Origin of the sequence: Bradyrhizobium sp. STM 3566 (assembly GCF_045571445.1) — a bacterium.
Classification (GTDB): Bacteria; Pseudomonadota; Alphaproteobacteria; order Rhizobiales; family Xanthobacteraceae; genus Bradyrhizobium; species Bradyrhizobium vignae.
In genome coordinates, this window is record NZ_CP120693.1 from 238,882 (window position 1) to 260,021 (window position 21,140).

Annotated in this window: 18 protein-coding genes and 2 pseudogenes; 8 read left to right on the top strand and 12 right to left on the bottom strand. The window is 61.3% G+C overall.

Annotation, left to right across the window (positions count from 1 at the left end):
- Positions 1-159: 159 nt before the first annotated feature.
- The gene (locus P6U27_RS38360; RefSeq protein ID WP_407194622.1) at positions 160-999 is read right to left on the bottom strand and encodes a hypothetical protein; all 840 of its coding nucleotides are present in this window, start codon (positions 997-999) and stop codon (positions 160-162) included.
- A gap of 279 nt (positions 1,000-1,278) precedes the next feature.
- Here P6U27_RS38360 and P6U27_RS38365 point away from each other — a divergent pair, with 279 nt between their 5' ends.
- A complete protein-coding gene (locus P6U27_RS38365) occupies positions 1,279-1,545 on the top strand; it encodes a recombinase family protein (protein ID WP_407194623.1) in 267 nt (88 codons plus the stop codon).
- A gap of 349 nt (positions 1,546-1,894) precedes the next feature.
- Here P6U27_RS38365 and P6U27_RS38370 read toward each other — a convergent pair whose 3' ends face one another.
- Entirely contained in the window at positions 1,895-2,692 is a 798-nt protein-coding gene (locus tag P6U27_RS38370; RefSeq protein ID WP_407194624.1) for a DUF5677 domain-containing protein, read from the bottom strand.
- Between the two features lie 256 nt (positions 2,693-2,948).
- Between P6U27_RS38370 and P6U27_RS38375 the strand changes: the two genes are divergently transcribed.
- Positions 2,949-3,578, top strand: a complete 630-nt coding sequence (locus P6U27_RS38375) for an NYN domain-containing protein (RefSeq protein WP_407194625.1) — start codon at positions 2,949-2,951, stop codon at positions 3,576-3,578.
- Positions 3,579-3,598: 20 nt separating this feature from the next.
- Here the strand turns inward: P6U27_RS38375 and P6U27_RS38380 are convergent, their stop codons facing one another.
- Together P6U27_RS38380 and P6U27_RS38385 are read right to left on the bottom strand one after the other, a co-directional pair.
- A complete protein-coding gene (locus tag P6U27_RS38380; protein WP_407194626.1) occupies positions 3,599-5,059 on the bottom strand; it encodes a UvrD-helicase domain-containing protein in 1,461 nt (486 codons plus the stop codon).
- Positions 5,049-6,824, bottom strand: a complete 1,776-nt coding sequence (locus P6U27_RS38385; RefSeq protein ID WP_407194627.1) for an ATP-dependent nuclease — start codon at positions 6,822-6,824, stop codon at positions 5,049-5,051. Before P6U27_RS38385 ends, P6U27_RS38380 begins: the two co-directional genes overlap by 11 nt.
- A 249-nt stretch (positions 6,825-7,073) precedes the next feature.
- On the opposite strand from P6U27_RS38385, the gene P6U27_RS38390 reads away from it, so the two are divergent.
- From P6U27_RS38390 to P6U27_RS38400, 3 genes and pseudogenes are all read left to right on the top strand, one after another.
- Positions 7,074-7,307: a hypothetical protein gene (locus tag P6U27_RS38390; protein WP_407194628.1), complete on the top strand. Its 234-nt coding sequence runs from the start codon at positions 7,074-7,076 to the stop codon at positions 7,305-7,307.
- A gap of 62 nt (positions 7,308-7,369) precedes the next feature.
- Positions 7,370-7,594, top strand: a pseudogene (locus P6U27_RS38395) (Tex-like N-terminal domain-containing protein); the annotation flags it as partial.
- A 2-nt stretch (positions 7,595-7,596) separates the two neighbouring features.
- On the top strand, positions 7,597-7,737 hold the full coding sequence (locus P6U27_RS38400) for a hypothetical protein (RefSeq protein ID WP_407194629.1): 141 nt from the start codon (positions 7,597-7,599) through the stop codon (positions 7,735-7,737).
- A 118-nt stretch (positions 7,738-7,855) separates the two neighbouring features.
- On the opposite strand, the gene P6U27_RS38405 is transcribed toward P6U27_RS38400, so the two are convergent.
- Positions 7,856-8,233 carry a hypothetical protein gene (locus tag P6U27_RS38405; protein WP_407194630.1) on the bottom strand — a complete coding sequence of 126 codons (378 nt, stop codon included), beginning with the start codon at positions 8,231-8,233 and terminating at the stop codon, positions 7,856-7,858.
- A 677-nt stretch (positions 8,234-8,910) separates the two neighbouring features.
- The gene (locus P6U27_RS38410) at positions 8,911-10,224 is read right to left on the bottom strand and encodes a DUF2130 domain-containing protein (protein ID WP_407194631.1); all 1,314 of its coding nucleotides are present in this window, start codon (positions 10,222-10,224) and stop codon (positions 8,911-8,913) included.
- A 353-nt stretch (positions 10,225-10,577) separates the two neighbouring features.
- On the opposite strand from P6U27_RS38410, the gene P6U27_RS38415 reads away from it, so the two are divergent.
- Positions 10,578-10,988: a hypothetical protein gene (locus P6U27_RS38415; protein WP_407194632.1), complete on the top strand. Its 411-nt coding sequence runs from the start codon at positions 10,578-10,580 to the stop codon at positions 10,986-10,988.
- 169 nt (positions 10,989-11,157) lie between these two features.
- On the opposite strand, the gene mdlC is transcribed toward P6U27_RS38415, so the two are convergent.
- The 5 genes from mdlC to P6U27_RS38440 form a co-directional block, all read right to left on the bottom strand.
- A complete protein-coding gene (gene mdlC / locus P6U27_RS38420; protein ID WP_407194633.1) occupies positions 11,158-12,771 on the bottom strand; it encodes a benzoylformate decarboxylase in 1,614 nt (537 codons plus the stop codon).
- Between the two features lie 36 nt (positions 12,772-12,807).
- Complete coding sequence (locus tag P6U27_RS38425; RefSeq protein WP_407194634.1) at positions 12,808-14,256, bottom strand: aldehyde dehydrogenase; 1,449 nt, start codon at positions 14,254-14,256, stop codon at positions 12,808-12,810.
- Between the two features lie 27 nt (positions 14,257-14,283).
- Positions 14,284-15,609 carry an MFS transporter gene (locus P6U27_RS38430; RefSeq protein ID WP_407194635.1) on the bottom strand — a complete coding sequence of 442 codons (1,326 nt, stop codon included), beginning with the start codon at positions 15,607-15,609 and terminating at the stop codon, positions 14,284-14,286.
- A gap of 72 nt (positions 15,610-15,681) precedes the next feature.
- The gene (locus tag P6U27_RS38435) at positions 15,682-17,391 is read right to left on the bottom strand and encodes an FAD-dependent oxidoreductase (RefSeq protein ID WP_407194636.1); all 1,710 of its coding nucleotides are present in this window, start codon (positions 17,389-17,391) and stop codon (positions 15,682-15,684) included.
- Positions 17,392-17,437: 46 nt separating this feature from the next.
- The gene (locus P6U27_RS38440; RefSeq protein ID WP_407123519.1) at positions 17,438-17,905 is read right to left on the bottom strand and encodes a MarR family winged helix-turn-helix transcriptional regulator; all 468 of its coding nucleotides are present in this window, start codon (positions 17,903-17,905) and stop codon (positions 17,438-17,440) included.
- Between the two features lie 391 nt (positions 17,906-18,296).
- Between P6U27_RS38440 and P6U27_RS38445 the strand changes: the two are divergent.
- A pseudogene (locus P6U27_RS38445) lies at positions 18,297-18,950 on the top strand (fumarylacetoacetate hydrolase family protein).
- Positions 18,951-19,072: 122 nt separating this feature from the next.
- On the opposite strand, the gene P6U27_RS38450 reads toward P6U27_RS38445, so the two are convergent.
- Complete coding sequence (locus P6U27_RS38450; RefSeq protein WP_407123346.1) at positions 19,073-19,246, bottom strand: hypothetical protein; 174 nt, start codon at positions 19,244-19,246, stop codon at positions 19,073-19,075.
- 166 nt (positions 19,247-19,412) lie between these two features.
- Between P6U27_RS38450 and P6U27_RS38455 the strand changes: the two genes are divergently transcribed.
- The gene (locus tag P6U27_RS38455) at positions 19,413-21,134 is read left to right on the top strand and encodes a tannase/feruloyl esterase family alpha/beta hydrolase (protein ID WP_407194637.1); all 1,722 of its coding nucleotides are present in this window, start codon (positions 19,413-19,415) and stop codon (positions 21,132-21,134) included.
- The last annotated feature ends 6 nt before the right edge of the window (positions 21,135-21,140 follow it).

Here is a 21,140-nt window from a genome sequence, read left to right on the forward strand (position 1 = left end):
ATAAGCTATTCGGAGACGACTCGGTGCAATTAACAGGCGGCCATTGACTGGCCGCCTCCCGGGCTCGTCGTGGCTCGGCTCATGCCGCCGCCATTATCAGGGTATGGACGTGATTGCAGGTCTCCGCTGGAGATTTCCAGGCAGCTAGCGAATGAGCAGCTAGCGAATGATCGGCCCGTGGACCGCAGGCTGCTCCGTGGCTGCGCTCGTAGTTACAGTTCGAGGTAACAGGCCTCTCAGCTCTCCCGGCCGAACTAACTGCAGATGTCCCTTGGCGATAGGGAAGTCATAAAAAACCGGGTTCGAAGTGGCGATCATCAGGATATGCAGGTTGGAATTAAACCCTGCTAAGCCGGCAATTATTGATTTGCCATCGTAATTGTAGCGGTAGGCGAACTGATCAGGCACCACGAACCTGCCTTGGCGCAGCGTGCCAGGGAGGGGAAGCTTGCTGAGCATACCGTCGCCGGCCTTCTGGGAAAGGCCTGCATTCAGAAAATAGGCGACCCGTACGCCGCCATCCAACGGCAGCGGCACACCAATGTGCTCCCGATAGAGTGCCATAGCCAGCTTTGCCGAGAAGGCGGTTAGATCAGACTTCGTGAGTGGTCCATCTACGCGAGTCGCGGTCATCTCGCGGAAAAGCCCCGATGGAGTTCTTTGCCATTGTCGGTAGCTGGGGCCATTAAACTCTTCTGAAACACCGGGCGCGACCATCGTCATCTTGCGCCTGAGGCCGATGGCCTCGTCCAGCATTCCGGGGTTATCTGACTGACTCAGGCGCGCATAGAAGGCGGCGACGATGTCGGCACCCGAGGTGCCCTTGTTGCAATCCTCGCAAGCAGCAAACTCCATTCCGTTCGGTCGCGAACGCCCCTTGAACATGCCAATGGGCGGCATGTGTTCAACCGTGGTTGGCTTGTTTGCGCAATAGATGCACCGCGTTTCACTCGCCAAGAGCGTAGCCAACTTCCTGCTTTTTGACTTTGCGTCACCCATCTGGGTCGCCATTCCGATGCAGTATCAATATAGAGCGGTCAAGAGCGAAGGACCAGATGAGTTGTGTGCGGTCGTCGTGTTGCATTACGCAAAATAAATCTAACACTGGTAGTCATCAGTCTTCGCAACGGCTTTGATCGTTGCATAAGTCTGTTGCAAATTGGCAGTGTTGAAATACGGCTTTGCGCGCGTCTCTGCCACCGAGCAAGATCACGCTGGGCAAGTTGACGCTGTAAGGGCCGCGGGCTTGTCAAGGTCTTCAGTGAAATGATGAGCGGGGTGAGGGCCGACCGGCCACAGCTCGCCCGTGTCATCGCGGCACTCTATAGCGGCGATGTGCTGGCCGTGACGCGGATCGACCGCCTTGCGCGTTCATCGCGCGACCTTCTCGTGCACGAGGTCGAGGCGAGGGGCGCAACATTCGAATTCCTGACCGAGCCGTGGGCCACCACGAACTCGCCGCAAGCCGCAACCATGCTGAGGATGCTTTCGGCTTTCGCCCAGCTTGAGCGCGATTTCATCCTGGCGAGGACGAGAGAGGGCTAGGGGGCGTGCGCGAGCTTTAGGCCGGAGCTTCGGGCCCAAGTTCAAGCTCAGCCAGCAACAGATCGCGCATGCGCGGGATCTGCAAGGTGAGGGGCGCAGTCTGCGAGATTGGCGCGCTTCTCGGGTGCAGCGCGTCGACCGCCTAGCGTGCCTTGCGAAAAGAAAAAGAAGGAAAGGAGGTCGTATGACATGCTCACTGTGTCAATGTTCGCCGCAACATGGCGCGGTTTTAGTGCTCGCTTGTACGAGAGTGGGGGCGCATCGGCCGCGGCGGGACTGTACGAACCGAAATGCATGCCACGCGTGGCCTAGCGGAGATTGCACTGATTTCGCATTGGGGCGCGCAAGCTCAAGCGAGGGTATCGCTGACTTCGTTGCCCTCTGCCTTGCCGGCGTCTTTTCCCGCCCTTGAACGGTTGGAGAGAGCTGTGTGCTGTTCGGCAACCGCGTTAAGCTTTTGGCCGCCGGACGTGCCACCGATAATTTGATTGACGGCCACGCAGACTCCCAGCGCGGCCATCGACAGGTACTCATAGGTTTCCTCGATTTCCGCGGGCCGGACCACGGGCTCAGTGTCGAACCCCGGCCCTTCCGGATGATTGCGGGAAACGACATAGCGATTAAGCGCGGACACCGATGGATGCGCGGAGTCCGAAGACAGCTGCGAATAGAAGATGTAGGTCTGCTTGAAATCCTCTCGAATGCTAGCCACGCTCTTGGGGCTGAGCATCTTCGTGACAAAGCCGTTCCGGTTCAGGTCGCGCATTTGGTCGCGCAGGCGCTGTTCAACCTGCTGATCGAGGGTGTAGTCGCCCGCGAAGATAGCCTGGCCGATGGCCCGCCTGTGGCTCAGCTCATCGTCCCGCATTTGCTTGACGAACTTGTCGCCGTCCTCTGCGAGCCCGACGACCCAGTACAGGTTTTCCAGGCAACACCGTGTGATCGTGCGGGCCTCCACAATCTGCCTGGCATCGAGCAGGATCAGCGCTGCCTTGAGATTAGATGCAGTCCGGGCCAGCAGCGCCAAAGCAAGGAACGACGGATCAGCGAATCCCTTCGGCGTGATCTTGAGGTCGGCTGCTGCGAAGATCGCCGTGGCGCATTCGCCGATCTGGACACAGTGCGACTTCCATTCATCATTGAACATGCGCGCATCCTTGGTGCCTGCTCAGAATCGGGTTTACGATTTTGCGGCCCAGCTGGTGTTGGGGAAAGGACGAATCCGACCTATATTTCAGAGGCTTGGCTGCCGTGGACGGGAACCGTTAGTTCACTTTCAGGTTGACATATAGGGCGATTCGCCCTATATAAAACTTATTCTCTCCCACCTCGGTATATCCGGGTGGACAGGTCGGACACCTTAACCGGTTCCGGCCTTTTTATTTTTGCAGTAATGTACCCAGATGCGCCCAGTAATTGCCTATGTCGACGGTTTCAACCTTTACCATGCCATCGATGAACTCGGAAAACCCCACCTCAAGTGGCTTGATTTGAAGGCTCTCGCCGCCGGCATTTGCGGCGAAAATGAAACGCTCGTGGCAGTGAAGTACTTCACGGCCTACGCCACCTGGAAATATGGCGCGGTAGGTCGGCACAGGCAGTACGTTGCTGCGCTCCAGCATGCCGGTGTGGAATGCATCGTCGGCCATTTCAAGGAAAAGCATCGGCGCTGTGCCAGCTGTGGCGCAACGTGGATCGCCCACGAAGAAAAGGAAACCGACGTCGCGATTGCTGTTCAGCTGGTTGCCGACGCCTTCCTGAACGCCTACGAGCGCGCACTGATCATCAGCGCAGACTCCGATCTGGCGCCGGCCATTCGCACCGTTAGCGAGCATTTCCCAAAAAAGTCGGTCAATGTCATTGCGCCGCCTGGCCGCAAGGGACATGCCCGCGACCTCAAGCCGCTGTTCGAGATCACCCAAGGCCGGCTGGCGAAATGTCTCCTGCCTGAAACGGCCACGGGGCCGGATGGCGTAACGCTTTTTAAGCGGCCAGACTCTTACGCGCCGCCACAAGCTGCAGGCCAACAATAGTTTCTAATAATCCGGCCCGCTCAGCGCGCCTTTTTGCTGCCGGCAGGCCTGCTAACTCTCGCTGTGAGCAATGGCGTTGGTGAGACGATCGTAATCGTCCGCGAGGCTCGGGTGAGCGCCACGTAAAGATCGTTACGGTTGAGCTTCTCCGGCGCAACGATGATGGCGTGATCGAACTGCAGCCCCTTCACCAGCAGTGTGCTGCCGACGGATCGCTGCGCCAGCCGCCGCCCGGCATGCCGCATCTTGTTCTGAACGTGCCAGGCCGCATCTTCGAGAGATGAATGCTCACCGTTGACCACTAGCCTGAGGGTGTTCTGCACGGCTGACAGCAGTTCCCTCCGGAATGAGGTGACACCAGGCTGCCGGCGCAGGCACTCCAGCAGGCTGAGCACATGCGAGAGTTTGTCCGATGCCAGGAGATTGAGTGCCGCGCGCTCCGCCTCGGTGAGTTTGTTCCTTGGCTTCCATCCTCCGGCGATGCGGATCACGCGGCGCTCAAAGCCGACCCTCGCCAAGCCGGACATGGCGCTGGCTGCCAGGTTAAGCACCGCAGTCAGCCGATCTTCTGCCGTGCAGACTTGGAGCTGCTCAAGAAAGCTGCCCAGGGTCTGACAGGCCACCGGTTCGATTGCGGAGCATTTCAATTGGGCAGCCAGCGATCCCCGGATAACCTCGCTTGCCTTGTCGCCAATGACGATCAGCGTCTCCGCTCCGCGGAGTTTGACGGACCGCCCCGCGGACATGTTCGCCTTAAGCACGTCTCTCTTGTTTGACGACTGAGGTGCGATGCGCGATACGCACGTCGGCGCGGCGGCCAGGTCGACGCGGTTGAGCTTCTCCAGATGGTCCCGGATGCCGATGAGCCAACATCCGAGCGTTTTGTTCTTCACTCGTGTCCACCGCCACGGCTCGTTGAGCGCGCCGATCGGTGGAAAGTCAGTGATGACGGTTTTCCAATCGGCCAGCTGCTCGTTGCGGAAACCGAAGATGGCCTGCAGCGGGTCTCCGAATACGCAAGTCGGCAGATATTGAGATAAGGCAAGAATCAAGGCGTGTTGTTCGACGGTGCAGTCTTGATATTCGTCCACGAGCACCCGTTGATACGACGCCTTCAGAACGCCTGTGACGAAACCGCCCTGAATAAGACGAGTGGCAGCCGCGTAGACGGCCGGCCATTCGTCTCCGCGAGGCTCTCGCGTTGCGAGGCCGGATCTCTTGGGGAATGCTGCCGCAAATCTCAATGACCAACCGGCAATCGTCTCCAGATCCGTTTGACGGACGCGGACGCCTTTCTCCTTCATACGCTGACGCAGAGAATCGACGCCTGCCAGCGTATGGGTAAGAACGAGGCATTTGGCTGGGCCACCTGCGGCTTTCACCACGTCGGCAATGCAATCCGTCTTGCCGCAGCCGGCAGGCGCAACTACGGATCCGAGCCTCGAACTCAGAACCCTCTCGACGATAAGCTCATTGCTCACGATCTACCCAAGCGCGGATTTCGGCGATCGTTTCAGGAAACTTGCCCTTTAGCTCGCCGAGATGAGGCCCGACATGTTTGCGCCCGATCCACTCAGCATGGCTAATGTCCTTAAACCATCCGCGCTCGCGTCCATCTGATTTGCCCTTCGTTCGTAATTTCGTAAGTTCACCCAGGGCGATGCGAAGGTCGACGTCTGACGCAATTTTCTCAACGTCCGAGACCGTTTTAAATGGCTTTTTGGAGTACCTCTTGGCAAGACGGTCAAGAAACGACTGCTCGCTTTCCTGGAGCGCTGCAGCCGCTTTAATGAGTGCAACCACGGCCTTGTCCGGCAGATCCCGAAAAAGGTGATCTTCGGTCGCGTGACCTGGCGCCCAACGGAAGATCTTCGCACCAGCAGAGGTGAGTTTGTTTAAGATCGCTGTATCACGCGGCTCGCAGTCGCTATCCAGTAACAGACCTACCCGATAGCCGAGTGACCGGAAATAGCCCGCGATCGGCGGTGCCTTGTCCACTCCGCCACCCGAAATCGGCACGACGCCGGCTGTTGAAAAGGGCAAGAGCCCTTTTTCGACCCAGAAGTCATCAAGCCCTCGAACCAGCCCGACCTCCGTCTTGCCTTCGCAAACCAAAATGGTTGGCGCCAGATAGGCCTGCGGATTGGCTCGCGGTTGGCTTTGAACATCCAACCCTGGATAGGGCTTGCTGGCAGGCACGATAGTCACAAAGCCAGTCTCGGAATCGCGCCTGACGACGTTTAGCTCCTCAACGCTCAATTCCTGCAGGACTACCGGGGAATGCGTTGTCATAAACACCTGGGCCTTTGTCTGACCGTCAGCTTTTTCCTTCTTCAACTGCCGCAGCAGCCTGGATATGCGATGAGGCTCAAGCCCGTGTTCGACCTCATCGATCAGTGCCACTGATGCCTTCGCTCTGACGTAATCCTGCAACGCTGCTGTGAACAGCCGTGATGATCCCACGCCGAGCCGGCGAAGCGGCAGATTCCCATCGTGCAGCGAGATGCCGCCACCCGACAGCCCCATAGCTTGAACATCGAGCATCGCATGCAGGGCATCGCCGACCGGCACGCCCAGCAGTTGCGCCACGCGCTTCACCTCGCCAATCGTCTCCGCGAAGAGAGTTTTCGAGTCCTTTGAGAACTCCTGCCGCGCGACACGGCCCGCTTCTGCCATAAGTCCACGGGATGCCGCAGGCCCCTTGGTTATTCGGTTGAGCACGGACTGCCGGCCCCAGGCCAGATGACGGTCCGCGTAGGGGCCCAGCCGGCTCGGGGCGATGTCCTGTCGGTCTTGAAACGCCAAAGCGCGAGTACTCTGCTCGCCTTGTTCAACCCGCTGATTGAAAAGCGCCCAGTCCCCCTCCAGGGATTGATCGACGGTGAGCTTCACCGAAAGCACATGCTCAAGCTCATGTCCTTCGTCAGGCTCGTCGTCGAGTTTCTTCCCGGCCTCGTCCCAGCCCCTCAAGTAATGCCCGTACCGGTCCTCTTTCAGGAATTCAGTGGGCAAATCTCCGATCGTAACCGTGATGGCGACTGGATTGGCCTTTGGGTCAACGGCGTAGAAATCGGTGTCGTCAAAGGTGACCCCGTTGCGCGGTGCAAACGCTAGCTCGATGGCATCGAGAACGGTAGTTTTCCCCGAATCGCCCGGCCCGACTAAACAATTGGTGCCAGGCGCTGGATGCCATAAGAGCTGCTTGATCCCTCTAAAGTTGACTATCTGGACGCGAACGATTCGCAAGCCTTACCTCCCGCTGCCGCGAAGAGCCTACCATGGAGCTGCAACTAGTGGTAGCCGTTGGAGTTCAATAGCCTGCGCCAGTTCGTTCCCGGAGAGAGCCCACCACATGACGACCGACGGCAATGATCGCAAGACGGTGAGCCTCCCGATAGCTTCTCTTCACAAACACTGGATTACCGCCGATGCCGTGAAGTCCCGCATGAACCTGGAAATCTTGCGGAAGCGCAGAAATGGTCCCAGATACAGACGATGGCCGTTTTCTATGGGCTTTTCTACGTCGTGATCGAGGGGTATCGCCCGCTCGAGCTGAAAGAGGAAGCCATAGATGCGCTGCTGGGAGCGAACGATTACGAAAGTCGGCTTCGTCGGTTTCGCAACGCGGTCTTCCACTATCAGGCGGACCCCTTCGATAAACGTACAAAAAAATCCCTTGTCGACGGTCTGTCGCAGTCCCTTGATGAATCAACCCCGCATGGTCCATAAGCGGCGTCCCGCGGCCGGATTTCGGTCTGCGTCGCGTGCTTGGAATAGAGAGGAAGTCTCGCGTGGCAAACATCAACCAGAAAATTGCGCAGGAGCTTGGGGTGCGGGCGGAGCAGGTCGAGGCGGCGGTGACGCTGCTCGACGGCGGTGCCACGGTTCCCTTCATCGCGCGCTACCGCAAGGAAGCGACCGGTGCGCTCGACGACGCGCAATTGCGCACCCTGGAGGAGCGCCTGGTGTACCTGCGCGAGCTGGAAGACCGCCGCAAGGCCATTCTCGAATCGGTCCCTTGATCGAGTTTCTTGACGCCAAGGACAGCGAGCACTGGAGCAAAGCGCTCTATGAGGCGTTCGAGAAAGTTTTCGAGAAGGTCCTCCCGATCAGAGAGATAATCGAGAGTCTCGGCAGTGCGGGGGCGGACACCGCCTGACCAATGGTCTGGATGGTCGTACTATTGCGCCGTTCTAACGATTTGAAGAAATTGATACAGCCAAATGACTCCACGAAAGCAGCTATCTCGCCCGGAACGCTTTGGACTCTGGAAAGCGTCACATGGCTGCTGCACGTGGTGCTCCGAGCAGCTGCTGTTTAAGGACGTTCAAGTCGACCATTTGATTCCGCTTGACGCTGTGGCTTCGGACGAAGCGCACAAGATGATCGTCAATCGATATTCCCTGCCAGCCGATTTCGATTTTTCGGGTCTGGAGAACTTGGTTCCCTCCTGCCCTAGGTTGTAACCGGCTGAAGTCGAACCAGGTCTTTGAGCCTTCGCCGGCCCTAATCCTTATTATCTCGTCGGTTCGCCTAAAGGCCAGCCTTGCGCGACACACCGCGAATGCGATCGTCGCTGACGAGAAGAAGGAAAAACTATTGGCGAAGGTTGAGGCTGCCGTGCAGAGGGGTGATATCACCGAGTCGGACATCATCGAGCTTTTCGCTTCGCTGCCTGCCCTCGTCAGAAAGAGCGCGGCTGCAGAGCCGGACGTGTATATGCAGATTGCACCGGGTTGGGAAGTGGTCGAAAAGTGGGGGCATCTTGTCACTGTAAGAGCGCCGAGCGGTCGAGCCGGCATCACGTCGACATCCGGAGACGCAAGTTGGATCTGTCCGTCCTGCGGGCAGAATGTCCCATCGAACGGCGTGATCTGTTTGTCTTGCGGTAGGATGAGCGATCCCGGCGACTGATACATGCCTGGCGATGTGTGCGCCATGCGTGGCTGTTACTCAACCGTCAGGGCAGGGTGCAAAAAGGTCGCGCCCGCTTAGTTGCAGACGTCCGTTCAGGCCGACAAACCGCAAGAGGCGGTGCCCGACCGGTAGGCGCATCCGGCTTCAGTAGCCCATGCGAGACTCCTGAAGGAATGGACCGCTCCGCTTCACTAGGTTTTCGAACGACGGTATCGTAGCAACCTGACTAGGCCGACCAGCTGCAAGCGCCGATGGCCGAAGCGATCGAGGTTCATCGACCGATCAGGAGCGCCGGTTTAGGAGCGGCGCCTGCGGCTCGTGTGAGCGCGGGATCGAACCTTAGGATCGCGGACGCAATCGTCGCGTTCCCCCAGCTGCCTTAGGGGCCAGGGACGGGCATCGGCGTTGCCAACTATTAGCTCGCTCTCCGCTCAGACTCCGCCAAGGACTCTAGCCGCGGCACTTCGAGGCTCGGTATCTCCGGCATGGCCTTGCCGGCGATCGCCTGAAGATCGCCGACCATGCCGACCGTCGACTCGACGACGGCCAGGATCTGGGTTTCACGCTTGGCCCATTGCCGGCCCATGAACTTGCGCTCCCTGTCCAAATCGTCGCGCATATCGTTGAATTTCTCAACGACAGCTTCGACCCGCTGCCGGAACTTCGTGCCGGTCAGGTAGTGATAAACCTGCTCCATCTTGGTTTGCTGACCCTGCTGCACGAGGCGCGAGCTGCTCACATCGATCAGAGCTTGGCGGAGCGCCACGGCGACCGGCACAGCGCAGCGCGGATGAGCTACCCATACACCGTCGACCAGGTCAAATTGCTCGATATGTTTCGGCAGCGCATGGGAGATGATCAGAGCGACGTCGGCGCCGGAACGACGCTCGTCGTCACGCAATTTGGCGAGCCAGCCGTCACTCCATGCCTTGGTGCGCTTGGTTTCCCAAAGGATGATGCCGGCAGATTGGCCGATAGCGCCATTCACCTGTTGAATAACGTCCGCGCCGAGCTCACCTTTGGCAACTGGCTCAATCGAATCGGTCGGAAAGCGCCCGCGCAGAAGCTCTTCAAGCTCAAGTTCGAGAACCTCTCCCTGAGATTGCTGTGATCCCTGTTCGGCCTTGCGCTTAAGTTCCTCAATCGTGCGTGTCATCGACTCGATGGTCTGGTCCTTTTCGGCAACGCGCAAGCGCGCAGCCTCGTCGGCTTCCTGCCTGGCCTTGATCTGGATCTCAGTGATCGAGGCCTGCACGCGCTTCTCTATCGTCAGGTCGAGCTCGCGCTTTTCCTCTTCGAGCGCTCGCTGCTGCCGCATCAGTTCGGCCTGCTGCTTTTGGGCCTCAGCAAGCATCGTGTTGTTGGAGAGTAGGGTGGCTCGCAGCTCCGCAGCTTCCGCTTCTTTCGCCTGTAGCTCGGCCGCGGCCGCCTCCCGCGCCTTCTTGCTTTCGGTCGCGGCCAGCTGGGCGCGTTCGGCAGTCAATCGCTTCGCAACCTGGTCTTCGATTTGCTCGCGGTCCTTCGCTACCTGCTCGCGTTCCAGCCGCAGCGCCTCGGCCTTGCGCTCCATCTCGGCATCTTTGCTGGCCAGTTGCTGTTGAAAGCGCCGACGCGTTTCAGCGAGGAGGGGAGCGGCCAGCGACTCGGTCAGCCGGATCTCGTGATTGCAGTTGGGGCAATGCAGGGTCGGCTCGTGCGAAGCGCCGGCGGCAGTTGCTTTGAAACTCATGAACTTCCCCTGTCATCGGAGCGGCCGGATTCAACACCATCCGCGCGCGATTGCGATGTCGAGGCACTCAATGTCCACATCCGGCTCGTGAATCAGCGGTCAGGCCGACGAGTTTTCCACGGAATCCGTATTATCGGTCCTGCCTGCGTGAGGACCAGTCGGTCGATCATTGGCTGAGGTAACCAAATTCCCGACGCCGGGCATGACCGTTCCGCGCTGGAGTCTAAGCCATCACCACGTAACCCGCATCTCCGAGACAAACCAGCGGATGGATGTCATGAGTCGACAGGGGGTCTCGAATGCCCCTAAGATGTAGCGGAAGTAAGTTCGCGGAAGCCGGGGTCGGGTGGGCAGTGAACTTCCAGGTGACGGTTCTCAAGGTGCTGGTCAGCTATCCAGACGGGTTCGCCGCCATGGAGGACATCAAGCGCGATATGGCGATTCTGGCGACCAGCGGACGGGACTGGGCCGAACGCACGAAGCGATTGGCAGCCCGCGTGCCTGACCTGGACATCTTCTCCCAAGGTCTTATCGAGCGGATGAACGGCGGCTGGCGTATCACTGACAAGGGACGTGCGGTTCTCGAGACTATGGAGGCCCGGCCCGCACCCGCCCGAGCAACGGAGCTGCCTGATGTCCGCCCGGTCGATGAGCCGACGCCAGCCACGACGCCGTCACCGATGCCGTCGATCGCGCCGGTTCGACGCATCCGGAAACGAAGCCGACGCGACGCTATCCGGCGAAGACAAGCGGCTGCGTCATAAGAAACCGAGTTCGAGGGCGAATTTCAGCTTTCGGGAAATAGGAATATATTCCATAATCTATGTTATGCGCGAACGAATTCAATATCTTAGTATAACTTGCCAAAGGCAATCCGCAAGGGTGCCACCCGGTAGGATCAACCCCTCGGCGAAGATGGTGCGATACTCCTGTTCAGTTTGCGGGTCCATAGCTAAAGAGGTCAATTGTGGCACCGTGGACGACGATATCAAGGAGCGTTGGTCCCTTTGCCGTGAGAGCCTCGTTGAGCGTCACCTCAAGATGCTCGACCAGTGTGACGCGCTTTCCGGAACAACCAAGTCCTCTAGCGAGAGCGACGAAATCGAGCCCGGGCAGGTCGATCCCAGGCGGTCGATGGGCTTGCATGATCTGGCTGAATGCACGCATTGCGCCATAGCCAGAATTGTTCATCACCACGAAGGTGATGGGCAGGCCGCGTTGCGCAGCGGTCCAGATCGCCTGGATGCAGTACATCGCCGATCCATCACCAATCAGGCAGACGATGCGGCGCCCCGGCTTCGCCAAGGCAACGCCGACGGAGGCCGGCAGGCTGTAGCCAAGCCCGCCGCTCGCCATGGTGTAAAAGCTGTCCGCGCCGCGCATAGGCAGAAATTGTTGAATGGCGGGACGATGCGACGGCGTCTCCTCGACCACGATCGCATCGGGCGGCATCAGCGCCGACAACCGGCTCAGCGCATAGGCCGGCGGAATCGGATTCTGCGCCGCAGGCACGGCAGGCAATGCCCGCGCGGCCGGCGCCTCGCGCCCTGCGACTTCGGGCAGTGCCGACTGAAGTGCCGCGAGCGCATTTGGGAGCGTGCTGATGATGGTATCGCCGACCGCCGCCGCCGCAGCTTCGGTCGGATCGTCGGTGATCTGCCAGACCGGCGTTCCGTCATCGAGCAATTCGCATTGTCCTTCGATATGGAAGGTGAACACGGGTGCGCCGACCACGACGATGAGGTCGGCACCGCGCAAGGCGCGGGCGAGCCCTCCCGGGGCCGCCGGAAGGAAGCCCGCGAACTGCGGATGCAATTCCGGAAAGCTGGAGCGGCTCGACATCGGGCTTGCCCACACAGCCGCCCTCGCCCGCTCGGCGACCGCGACCATCGCCTCGACACAGCCGTTGCGGTCGATGTCGGGCCCGACGACGAAGACAGGTCTCTTGGCTGCGGCGATGGCAGCACCGAGCCGAACGATCGCCGCCGCGTCGGGCGCAAATTCGGTCGCGATGTGGCGCACCGGCGGAGCGACAGCAGGCCCCGCCCAGTCATCCGACGGGACGGACACGAAGGTCGGACCGCGCGGATGCTGTATGGCGACGAGAAAGGCCTGCGCAATCGCCGCGGGGACATCCTCGGCGCGCGCTGGCTCCGCGCTCCATTTCACGTAGGGCTTTGGAAACTGCTCGGCATCCTCGGCAAACAGATAAGGCCGCATTCGCAGCAGGCTGCGCGCCTGCTGCCCCGCTGTCACGACCAATGGGGTCTTGTTACGGAACGCCGTGAAGAGATTGCCGAGTGCATGGCCCAGCCCGGCCGCCGAGTGCAGATTGACGAAAGCCGGCCGGCCCGTCGCCTGCGCGTAGCCATCAGCCATGCCGACGACGCAGCCTTCCTGCAAGCCGAGCACGTAGTCGATGTCATCGGGCCAGTCGCCGAGAAAAGCGAGCTCCGTCGAGCCGGGATTGCCGAAGACGCGATCGACGCCGAAGGAGCGAAGCACACCGAGGGTGGCTTCCCGAACCGTCAGGACTTTGGAATTCATTGGGAGTTTCCTTTGGGTACTTCGCTTCTCAAGCCCTTAGAACGGATAGTGCTGAGGCTGCGTCTCGATGGTGATCCAGCGTAGGTCGGTGAACTCGGCGATGCCGGCCTGGCCGCCAAAGCGGCCATAGCCGGAGCCCTTCACGCCGCCGAACGGCATCTGCGCCTCGTCATGCACGGTCGGGCCATTGACGTGGCAAATCCCGCTTTCTATGCGCTGCGCCACCGTCAACGCGCGGGCGACGTCGCGGCCGAACACGGCGGCCGACAGACCGTATTCGGTGTCGTTGGCGAGCCGCACGGCCTCGTCGACGCCGTTCGCGCGGATCACCGAGACGACGGGGCCAAAGCTTTCCTCGGTGTAGATGCGCATGCCGGGCGCGACACGATCCAGCACGGTTGCCGGGACGACCGTCCCTTTGCGCTCGCCGCCCGCGAGCTTGATGGCACCCTTGCCGATGGCGTCGTCGATCAGCGCGACGACATGCTTGGCCGGCGCTTCGTCGATCATCGAGCCGACGACGACCGGACCCGAGCGCGGATCGCCGGCGGGAAGCGCGCTCGCCTTCTTGGCAAGTTTCTCGACGAAGGACGCGGCCACTGCCTCGTCCACGATCACGCGCTCGGTCGACATGCAGACCTGGCCCTGGTTGATGAAGGCGCCAAACGCCACAGCCGCGACCGCCGCGTCGAGATCGGCATCGTCGAGCACCACCAAGGGCGCCTTGCCGCCGAGCTCGAGCAGCACCGGCTTGAGATGGCGTCCGCCGAGCTCAGCGATGACACGGCCGACGCGGGTCGAGCCGGTGAAGTTGATCCGCCGCACGGCAGGATTGGCAATGAGGCGTTCGACCAAGGCGGGAGCATCGGTCGGTGCATTGGTCACGACGTTGACGACGCCGGGCGGGAAGCCTGCATCCCTGAACACTTCGCCGACCAGCCGGTGCGTTCCCGGGCAGATTTCGGAGGCTTTGAGCACCACCGTGTTGCCGCAGGCGAGCGGCGTCGCGACGGCGCGGACGCCGAGGATGATCGGAGCGTTCCATGGCGCGATGCCGAGGCACACGCCGGCCGGCTGGCGGACGGACATTGCGAGACAGCCGGGCTTGTCGGACGGGATCACCTCGCCTGCGATCTGCGTCGTCAACGACGCTGCCTCGCGCAGCATGCCGGAGGCAAGTTTGACATTGAAGGCCGACCAGACCTCCGTCGTGCCGATCTCCGCCATCATGATCTTGATGAAGGCATCACGCTTTGCATCGAGCGCATCTGCCGCCTTCGACAGCAGCGCGCGCCTCGCGTTCGGGCCGAGCGCCGACCACGCGGTGAAGGCGGCCGCGGCCGCGGCCACTGCGGCGTCGGCATCGATCACCGCCGCGGCAGCCGCGCGGCTGGCAACCTCCTGCGACAGCGGGTTGCGCCGCTCGAACACCTTGCCACCGGAAGCGGCCCGATCCTGGCCGTTGATGAGAAGACTGACGTCCATGATAATCTCCCTGAAAGTTGGCCCGGCTCAGCCGAGTAGCCGCGATTTGCTGGTTTCCTGCGCGAAACCAAGCGCGATCACCGCCGCGAATGCGAGAGCAACGTAGTAGCCCGTGATCGCGTAAGTGGAGCCCGTCTGCGCGAACAGGCTGGTGGCGACCAGCGGCGCGATGCCGCCGCCGAGCACCGTGCCGAGCTGCTTGCCGATCGAAACGCCGGTGAAGCGGATCCGGGTCGGAAACAGCTCGGGGAAATAGCTTCCTTCGGTGCCGAACATCAGCGGATGGATGATGCCCGCGGCAAGGATCACCGCGCTCGTCACTAGCAGCGTTTCGCGGCTTGCAACGACGCCGTAGAACGCGAACATCGAGGCGGCCGCGAGCACGACGCCCGCCAGGAACAGGCGTTTGCGTCCGATCCGATCGGACCAGGCGCCGATGAGTGGCATGGCAACCAGTCCGACCAGATTGGCGAGCAGCACGGCCTGCGTGATCACGTCCTTCTGGACGCCGAGCTGGCGCGTCGCAAAGGAAATGGTGAAGATGGCGGTGAGGTAAAAGTAGGAGGTCTGGGCCATCTCGGCGAAGAACACGATCAGGATCGGCCGCCAGTGCCCGCGCAACGCCTCGACGGCCGGCACCGATGCAGTCTCCTCCGCCTCGCGGAACGTCGTGCTTTCCTCGATGCGCCAGCGCATGTAGACGCCGAGCGCCACCAACACTGCGCTGATCAGGAACGGAACGCGCCAGCCCCATGACAAGAGGTCTGCCTGCGGCAGCCGCGAGATCGCGAGTGCCGCAAACGAGGCGAGCACAACGCCGACAGGGCCTGCGGCCTGGATCACAGCGGCGGAGAGGCCGCGTCGGTGGCCGGGCGCGGTCTCGATCGCCATCAGGATCGCCGCGGTCGACTCGCCGCCGAGCGCAAAGCCCTGGAGGAAGCGCAGCAAGACCAGCGCGATGGTCGCGGCCACGCCGGCGACGGCGTAGGTCGGCAGCAGCCCGATCGACATCGTCGCGATCCCCATCAGGAGCAGCGTACACAAGAGGACCGATTTGCGGCCCAGGCGATCTCCGAAATGGCCGAACACCAGCCCGCCGAGCGGACGCGCCAGAAATCCGACGGCGAACGTCGCGAAGACTGCAATGCTCGCCGTGAGCTGGTCGAACTTCGGAAAGAACAGCTGGTCAAACACCAGCGGCGCGATAAGGCCATAAATGAAGAAGTCGTACCATTCGATGGCGGTGCCGATGGTGCCAGCGATCAGGATGCGCCGGCGGCTGCCGGCCGTCTGCCCGGCGCGGAGGGCGGCTGCACGATCGTCGTCGTAGTCCTCGAATGCTCCAGTGGTCATGTTTCCTCCTCCGGTGTTATTGTCGTCTTGTTGTTATTGCCGCGCGTCCGCAGATTGGATGCGCAAAACCGATCAGCTTGCCAGTCGGGCGACCTTGCTTGCGCTACGCCCGAGCGCGCGGGCAAGGACGTGTCCGATCGTTCCCGCTTGAGACGCGCTACCGCGCCACGCAACGATCTGATCCGGACGTATCAGGACGAGGTCCGCCTCATAGAGGTCGCGCAAGGACGCCGGCAGCGTGACGAGCTTCACGTCGATGCCGAGGTTGCGGACGGCATCCGCGACCGCCGCGCGCGCCGAGGCGCCTTCGCCGAATTGGAGCAGCGTCCATTCGAATCCGAACAGGTCGTACAGAGACACGCCGTCGTCCAGCCAGGCGTGCGGCGCGCGACCGCCGGGACAAGCGCTGGGCACGTAGACATTCGCGGCATCCGCCGGCGGCCGGCTACCATCCGAGACGATGATCGGCGAGCCATCGTAGCGCCCGCCGAAGGTGACGCCAGGGATGTTGAACTCGGCACGGGCATGCTGCTCGAGATAAGCGCCGGCGATCCGTCGCGCCTCGCTGCCCTCGTCCGTGGCATCCTCGATCTCCGGCGCAGGTGCGAAGAGACCGAGCGAGTCCGCAAAGCGCCGGGCATAGTCGGTATTGCGCAGCGCCACCGGGCGCCGCTCGATTTCGTAGCTGTCGAGCAGCGAGACAGGGCTCGCGCCCTTCACCACGCTGGCAAGCTTCCAGCCGAGATTGACTGCATCCTCGATCGCGGTGTTGTACCCGAGCCCGCCGGTCGGCGTGAACAGATGCGCGGCGTCGCCGCCGAGGAACACCCTGCCCCGCTGCATCCCGTTCGCGACCAGCGCGTGACCTGCGGTCCAGGTCAAGAAGGACAGGACCTCGCACGGGATCGGCGCGCCGCAGGCGCGCTGGAACGCGGCTTTGGCCTCGTTGCCCGTGATCGCGCTCTCGTCTTCGCCGGGCCGGAGCTGGGTGTGAAAGGCGAATTCGTCCTGCCCGTTCACGGACGCCATGAAGGCGCGGCGGTCGCCGTTGAAGCAATTGTACATCCACGCCTTGGCATGGGGGACGCTTGCGTAGAACTCCGGCGAGCGGAGATAGACGGCCAACATGCGGCCGCCCATGAAATCGCGCTGCGTGCCGGTCTCGCCGCCGTAGACGATGCCGAGCGACTGCCGCACCATTGAGCGCGGTCCGTCGGCGCCGACGAGGAAGTCGGCGCGAACCTGAAAGCGGCCGCCGTCGTCGAGACACTCGATATCGCCGACGATGCCGTCATCGCTTTCGACGTAGCTGACCAGCCGGTGGCCGTAGTTGAGCTTGATGCCGGGAAGCCGTTCAGCGTGACGCCTCAGCACCGCCTCGACATATTTCTGCGAGACCCGGTGCGGCAGCTCCGCTGCGCTCCAGGAGCCCGACATGCCCTTGATAAGCTCGCCCGCGCGCGAGGATGACGGCAATGCAAAGCGCGCCAGCTCGTAGCCTGTGTAGCGCGTGAAATACGCGACGTCCGTCGGATAATCGGCCGGCAACCCTTCGCGCCTGACCTCCTCGGCAAAACCCAGCCGCCGGTAGTGCTCCATCGAGCGCGCCTGCGTCGCATTGGCTTGCGGATTGAACGCGGTCCCCGGCTTTTCATCGATCAGGATCGCGGTGACGCCGCGCCGGCCAAGCTCGTTGGCCAGCATCAGCCCGCATGGCCCTCCGCCGACGATGAGCACCGCGGCCGTCAGACGTGTTTCCAAGACGCTTCTCCCTACCAGCATTATCCTGCATGGTAAGGTAACCTGACTAAGTCGTCAAGCAGCCTGACTAATCGGGCTCATCGAGCGTATCGAAGCTTTCGCCATAGGCCGCCAAGCCCTTCAGGATCGCGTCCATTGCGGCCTTGCCAAGCTCGGCGCGCATCTCCTGCTCGGCAATATCGACGGCATCGCGAAAGGCATCCAGCCATTTGCGCCCGGCCGGTGTAAACATGACGATGCGCGCGCGCCGGTCCGTGGGGTCGGCGATACGATCGACGAGACCGAGCTCGGCGCACTGATCCACCAGTTCGCCCATCGCCTGCTTGCTCATGGAGGCGCGGCGGGCAAGTTCGGTGAGGCGTGTCCCCTCCACGTCGAGATTGCGGGTCAGGCTGACGTGAGCGATGCGCGTCTCGCCATGGCCCCGCTCGCCCATCAATTCGAGCACGCGGCCTTCGAAGCGCCGCACGGCGTTGTTGAGCAGGCGGCCAACATTGGCATGCCGCCACGCTGTTCCTGATGTCCTGGTTTTCAATGTAAATGCCCTTCGGGAAGCGGTCTGAATTCGAGAATGTATTTGGCCTATTTCGCTGCATCGATCCAGATCCTCGACCGCGATTGCCTTGTGCGCTCCATTGCTGTTCGCCGCGAAGTCCGCAACGTCCCGGTCTGAACCGGCAAACACTGTTGGCCCTGGCTCCCTCGGCACCTCGTTCGGCCCAGATATCGTCGGCTGCGGAAGGCGCTGTGCATTGACGTCGAACCGCAACTTCGAGACCGCCACAGCGCCGGCTCGATCACCCTTTTTGATGAGTTCGCCCATGGTCGTCGCGGCCGCAGTGGGCGGCGCGCTGCCCGTCTTTCCTTTTAGCAGATCTATCGGCTGCCCATTGAAAGGCCTTCTAAAATCTTGTGTCTTGGCTTGAATTACTCATGGTCGCGCGAAGGAGACCGGCGCTCCCGTACCGGAGCATCCAGTGGTATTTCTGCCGACCGCCGCTTCCTTAGCCTCGCACAACCAGGCGTTTCCCCTCAGTCCACTCTCGAGCAAGCTCCGCCACGAAGGCGAACTGATCGTTGTCGTCGGCAGGCAAGTCCGAAATGCCTCTGTAGAGAGACGGCACTCGATTACGTATTCGGCTACTCGGCGTTCCACGACCTGAGCTACCGGGACTTCCAGTTGCGTACCCCTCAGTGGACTATCGAATTTCGGTGGGACCGGCCCGGTCGGCCCGGTCGTTGCGACTGCGGATGAGTTGGGGGCCAAGGATTTGCGGATCGCTACCCGCGTCAATGGTGAAGTCGTGCAAGATCGAAGCCCTGGAGACCTCATATTTGACGTCGCTCGCATCATTGCAGATCTGTCGTCCACGATGACGCTTGAACCTGGTGATCTGATTGCAACCGGCACCCCCGCTGGCATTGGCGCCACACGCAATCCACCCCTGTTTCTCGAAGCCGGTGACATATGCAAAGTCGAAATCGAGGGCATCGGAACGCTGAGCAATCGCATTTGCCAGGCAGCAGAAAAGGCGCTCTCTGAGCGACGTCTGACACAGATCGGGCGCGTGCGCGGCTGACACCAACACCATACGCCGGCGCCCGATCGACTTGATATCCGGAATACCGCTCGACGTGTGCGGGGGCAGCGGCCGCTAGCAAAGTCGATCAGTCCGTCGCTACAGTTGCGAGGAAGTGATATTCACGAAAGCACGCGGAAGTTATGTCCTGATGTGACGGCTAATCGGTTACGCGCGATGAGCCGGGCGGGCAGCGTCTTCCATCCTCTCAAGGTATTGTTCAGATGTGGTGTAGCCTCACCTGCGGGCTTGATGCGAGCCACGCGCCGTGCCAGCGCCTGCAGCACGATCGTCACGGTGCGGTGTCAAGAGTTTGATTCGCCGTGGCTGCCAAGCGTTGAGCGTTTCGACAAAAACCATCCTGCGTCCGTATCAGACATTTGACAGCTCGGTGTCTTCGCGGGACAAGTCATGCGTGCGTCCCGGCTCTGCGCAACAGAAACATCGCTAGGAAGTGAAATCATGATCTGCAGAAACAATGGCCTCTCTGCTCAAGCAAGGCGGCTCCGATCGCCCCCCGCTTTCGGTCTGGCGCTTGGCGCGATGATTGTGCTCCTGGCCGGCGGACGCTCGGTCGCCGGCGAGTCCTTTCAGGACGGCTGCAAAGGACTTGCCGATCGGACCATTCCTGCCACATTGATCGGGCTTCCCAGCGGGAATGCCGTCGTCGCCTCTGTAAGCTTCGTGCCAGCAGCAGCGCAGGCGAAGACACCCGATTTCTGCAAAGTACTGGGCACCATAGCCCCGGTTGACCCGACGGCCCAATTGATCAACTTCGAGCTTAACCTGCCGGCAGCCTGGAACGGTAAGTTGGTGCAATATGGGGGCGGCGGCTACAATGGCAGCCTCATCACCGGTCTGGCGCCCCTCCGCGATGCTGCGCCCGACGACATCCTGCCGCTTGCGCGTGGCTATGCGACGGTCGGCACCGATTCCGGCCATCAATCTTCGAGCTTTCCTCGCGACTCGATCGGCAAGTTCGCGCTCAACGACGAAATGCTAACCAACTATGCTTATGCATCCTACAAGAAGGTGCGCGATGTGGCCGTCGTGCTGAGCCAAGCGCTTTATCGCAGGCGGCCGGTGCGGATCTACTATTTCGGCGGATCCGAGGGTGGCCGCGAAGGACTCACCATGGCTCAGCGCTTCCCGGCCGACTATGACGGCGTCGTCAGTGTCGTGCCGGTGGTGCAGTTGTCGATGCTCTTCCAGTCCTACATCCCGCACGTGCTGCCGCAGTTCGAGGGGGGCTGGCTCAATCCAGCGAAGACCGAAATGCTGGCAAAGTTCGTGATGAAGGCTTGCGACGAGCTTGACGGCCTTCGCGATGGTATCGTCAGCAATGCATTCGCCTGCCAGCCCAAGGTGAATCTCGTGGCATTGCGCTGCCCTGATGGAATGGATAAGGGCGACAACTGCCTGTCGGACCCGCAGATCGCCTCCATCCAGGCGGTTCATACACCGCACCCCTTCCCGTTCGCGATGGCGAACAGCATCACCATCTATCCGCAATGGCTCTATGGCAACGAGACAACACCCGACCCCGACCGATCGACCATGGCGCGCTGGGTGGTCGGCACTGCGCCGCCAACCGAGCCACTTGACGTGGTCACGGCTTCGCAACAGTGGATCTATGCCGCGAACGCTCTGCGTTTCGTGGTCGCGCGGGACGAAAAATTCGATGTGCGAAGCTATCGCCCGGAAAGGTTTCGCGCCCGCCTCGAGGAGGTCTCGAAGTTGCTCGATTCCACCGATCCTGATCTGTCTGCGTTCTTTGCCCATGGCGGCAAGCTGATCATGCGAGAGAACTTGGCCGACCTCGCGCAGAGCCCACTTGCGGGTATCAACTATTTCCAGTCAGTCGTGACTAAACTCGGTCGGACCACAGTCGATGCCTCGGCGCGCCTTTATCTTTCGCCTGGCTCGACCCACACCGGCAATGGCGCCACCGTACCGGATGGCGTCGCGATCCCCACCATGGTCGATTTGCTTGAGCCACTCGACCATTGGGCCAGCGACGGCATCGCTCCGGCCGACGCGTTGATCCAAACCGTTAAGGGGGCTACGCCGCCCTTTGCGCTGAAGGCCTCCCGTCCGATGTGCCGCTATCCCAACTACCCACATTATGTCGGAGGCAATAGCAGCGTGGCAGAGAGTTACGATTGCAGAGAAGCCGCACCGTGAGAAGCT

Coding starts and splice junctions, on each gene's coding strand:
- P6U27_RS38360 (WP_407194622.1), bottom strand. CDS start 999: ATGGGTGACGCAAAGTCAAAAAGCAGGAAGTTGGCTACGCTCTTGGCG.
- P6U27_RS38370 (WP_407194624.1), bottom strand. CDS start 2,692: ATGTTCAATGATGAATGGAAGTCGCACTGTGTCCAGATCGGCGAATGC.
- P6U27_RS38375 (WP_407194625.1), top strand. CDS start 2,949: ATGCGCCCAGTAATTGCCTATGTCGACGGTTTCAACCTTTACCATGCC.
- P6U27_RS38390 (WP_407194628.1), top strand. CDS start 7,074: ATGGCCGTTTTCTATGGGCTTTTCTACGTCGTGATCGAGGGGTATCGC.
- P6U27_RS38405 (WP_407194630.1), bottom strand. CDS start 8,233: ATGATGTCCGACTCGGTGATATCACCCCTCTGCACGGCAGCCTCAACC.
- P6U27_RS38410 (WP_407194631.1), bottom strand. CDS start 10,224: ATGAGTTTCAAAGCAACTGCCGCCGGCGCTTCGCACGAGCCGACCCTG.
- mdlC (WP_407194633.1), bottom strand. CDS start 12,771: ATGAATTCCAAAGTCCTGACGGTTCGGGAAGCCACCCTCGGTGTGCTT.
- P6U27_RS38425 (WP_407194634.1), bottom strand. CDS start 14,256: ATGGACGTCAGTCTTCTCATCAACGGCCAGGATCGGGCCGCTTCCGGT.
- P6U27_RS38430 (WP_407194635.1), bottom strand. CDS start 15,609: ATGACCACTGGAGCATTCGAGGACTACGACGACGATCGTGCAGCCGCC.
- P6U27_RS38435 (WP_407194636.1), bottom strand. CDS start 17,391: ATGCTGGTAGGGAGAAGCGTCTTGGAAACACGTCTGACGGCCGCGGTG.
- P6U27_RS38455 (WP_407194637.1), top strand. CDS start 19,413: ATGATCTGCAGAAACAATGGCCTCTCTGCTCAAGCAAGGCGGCTCCGA.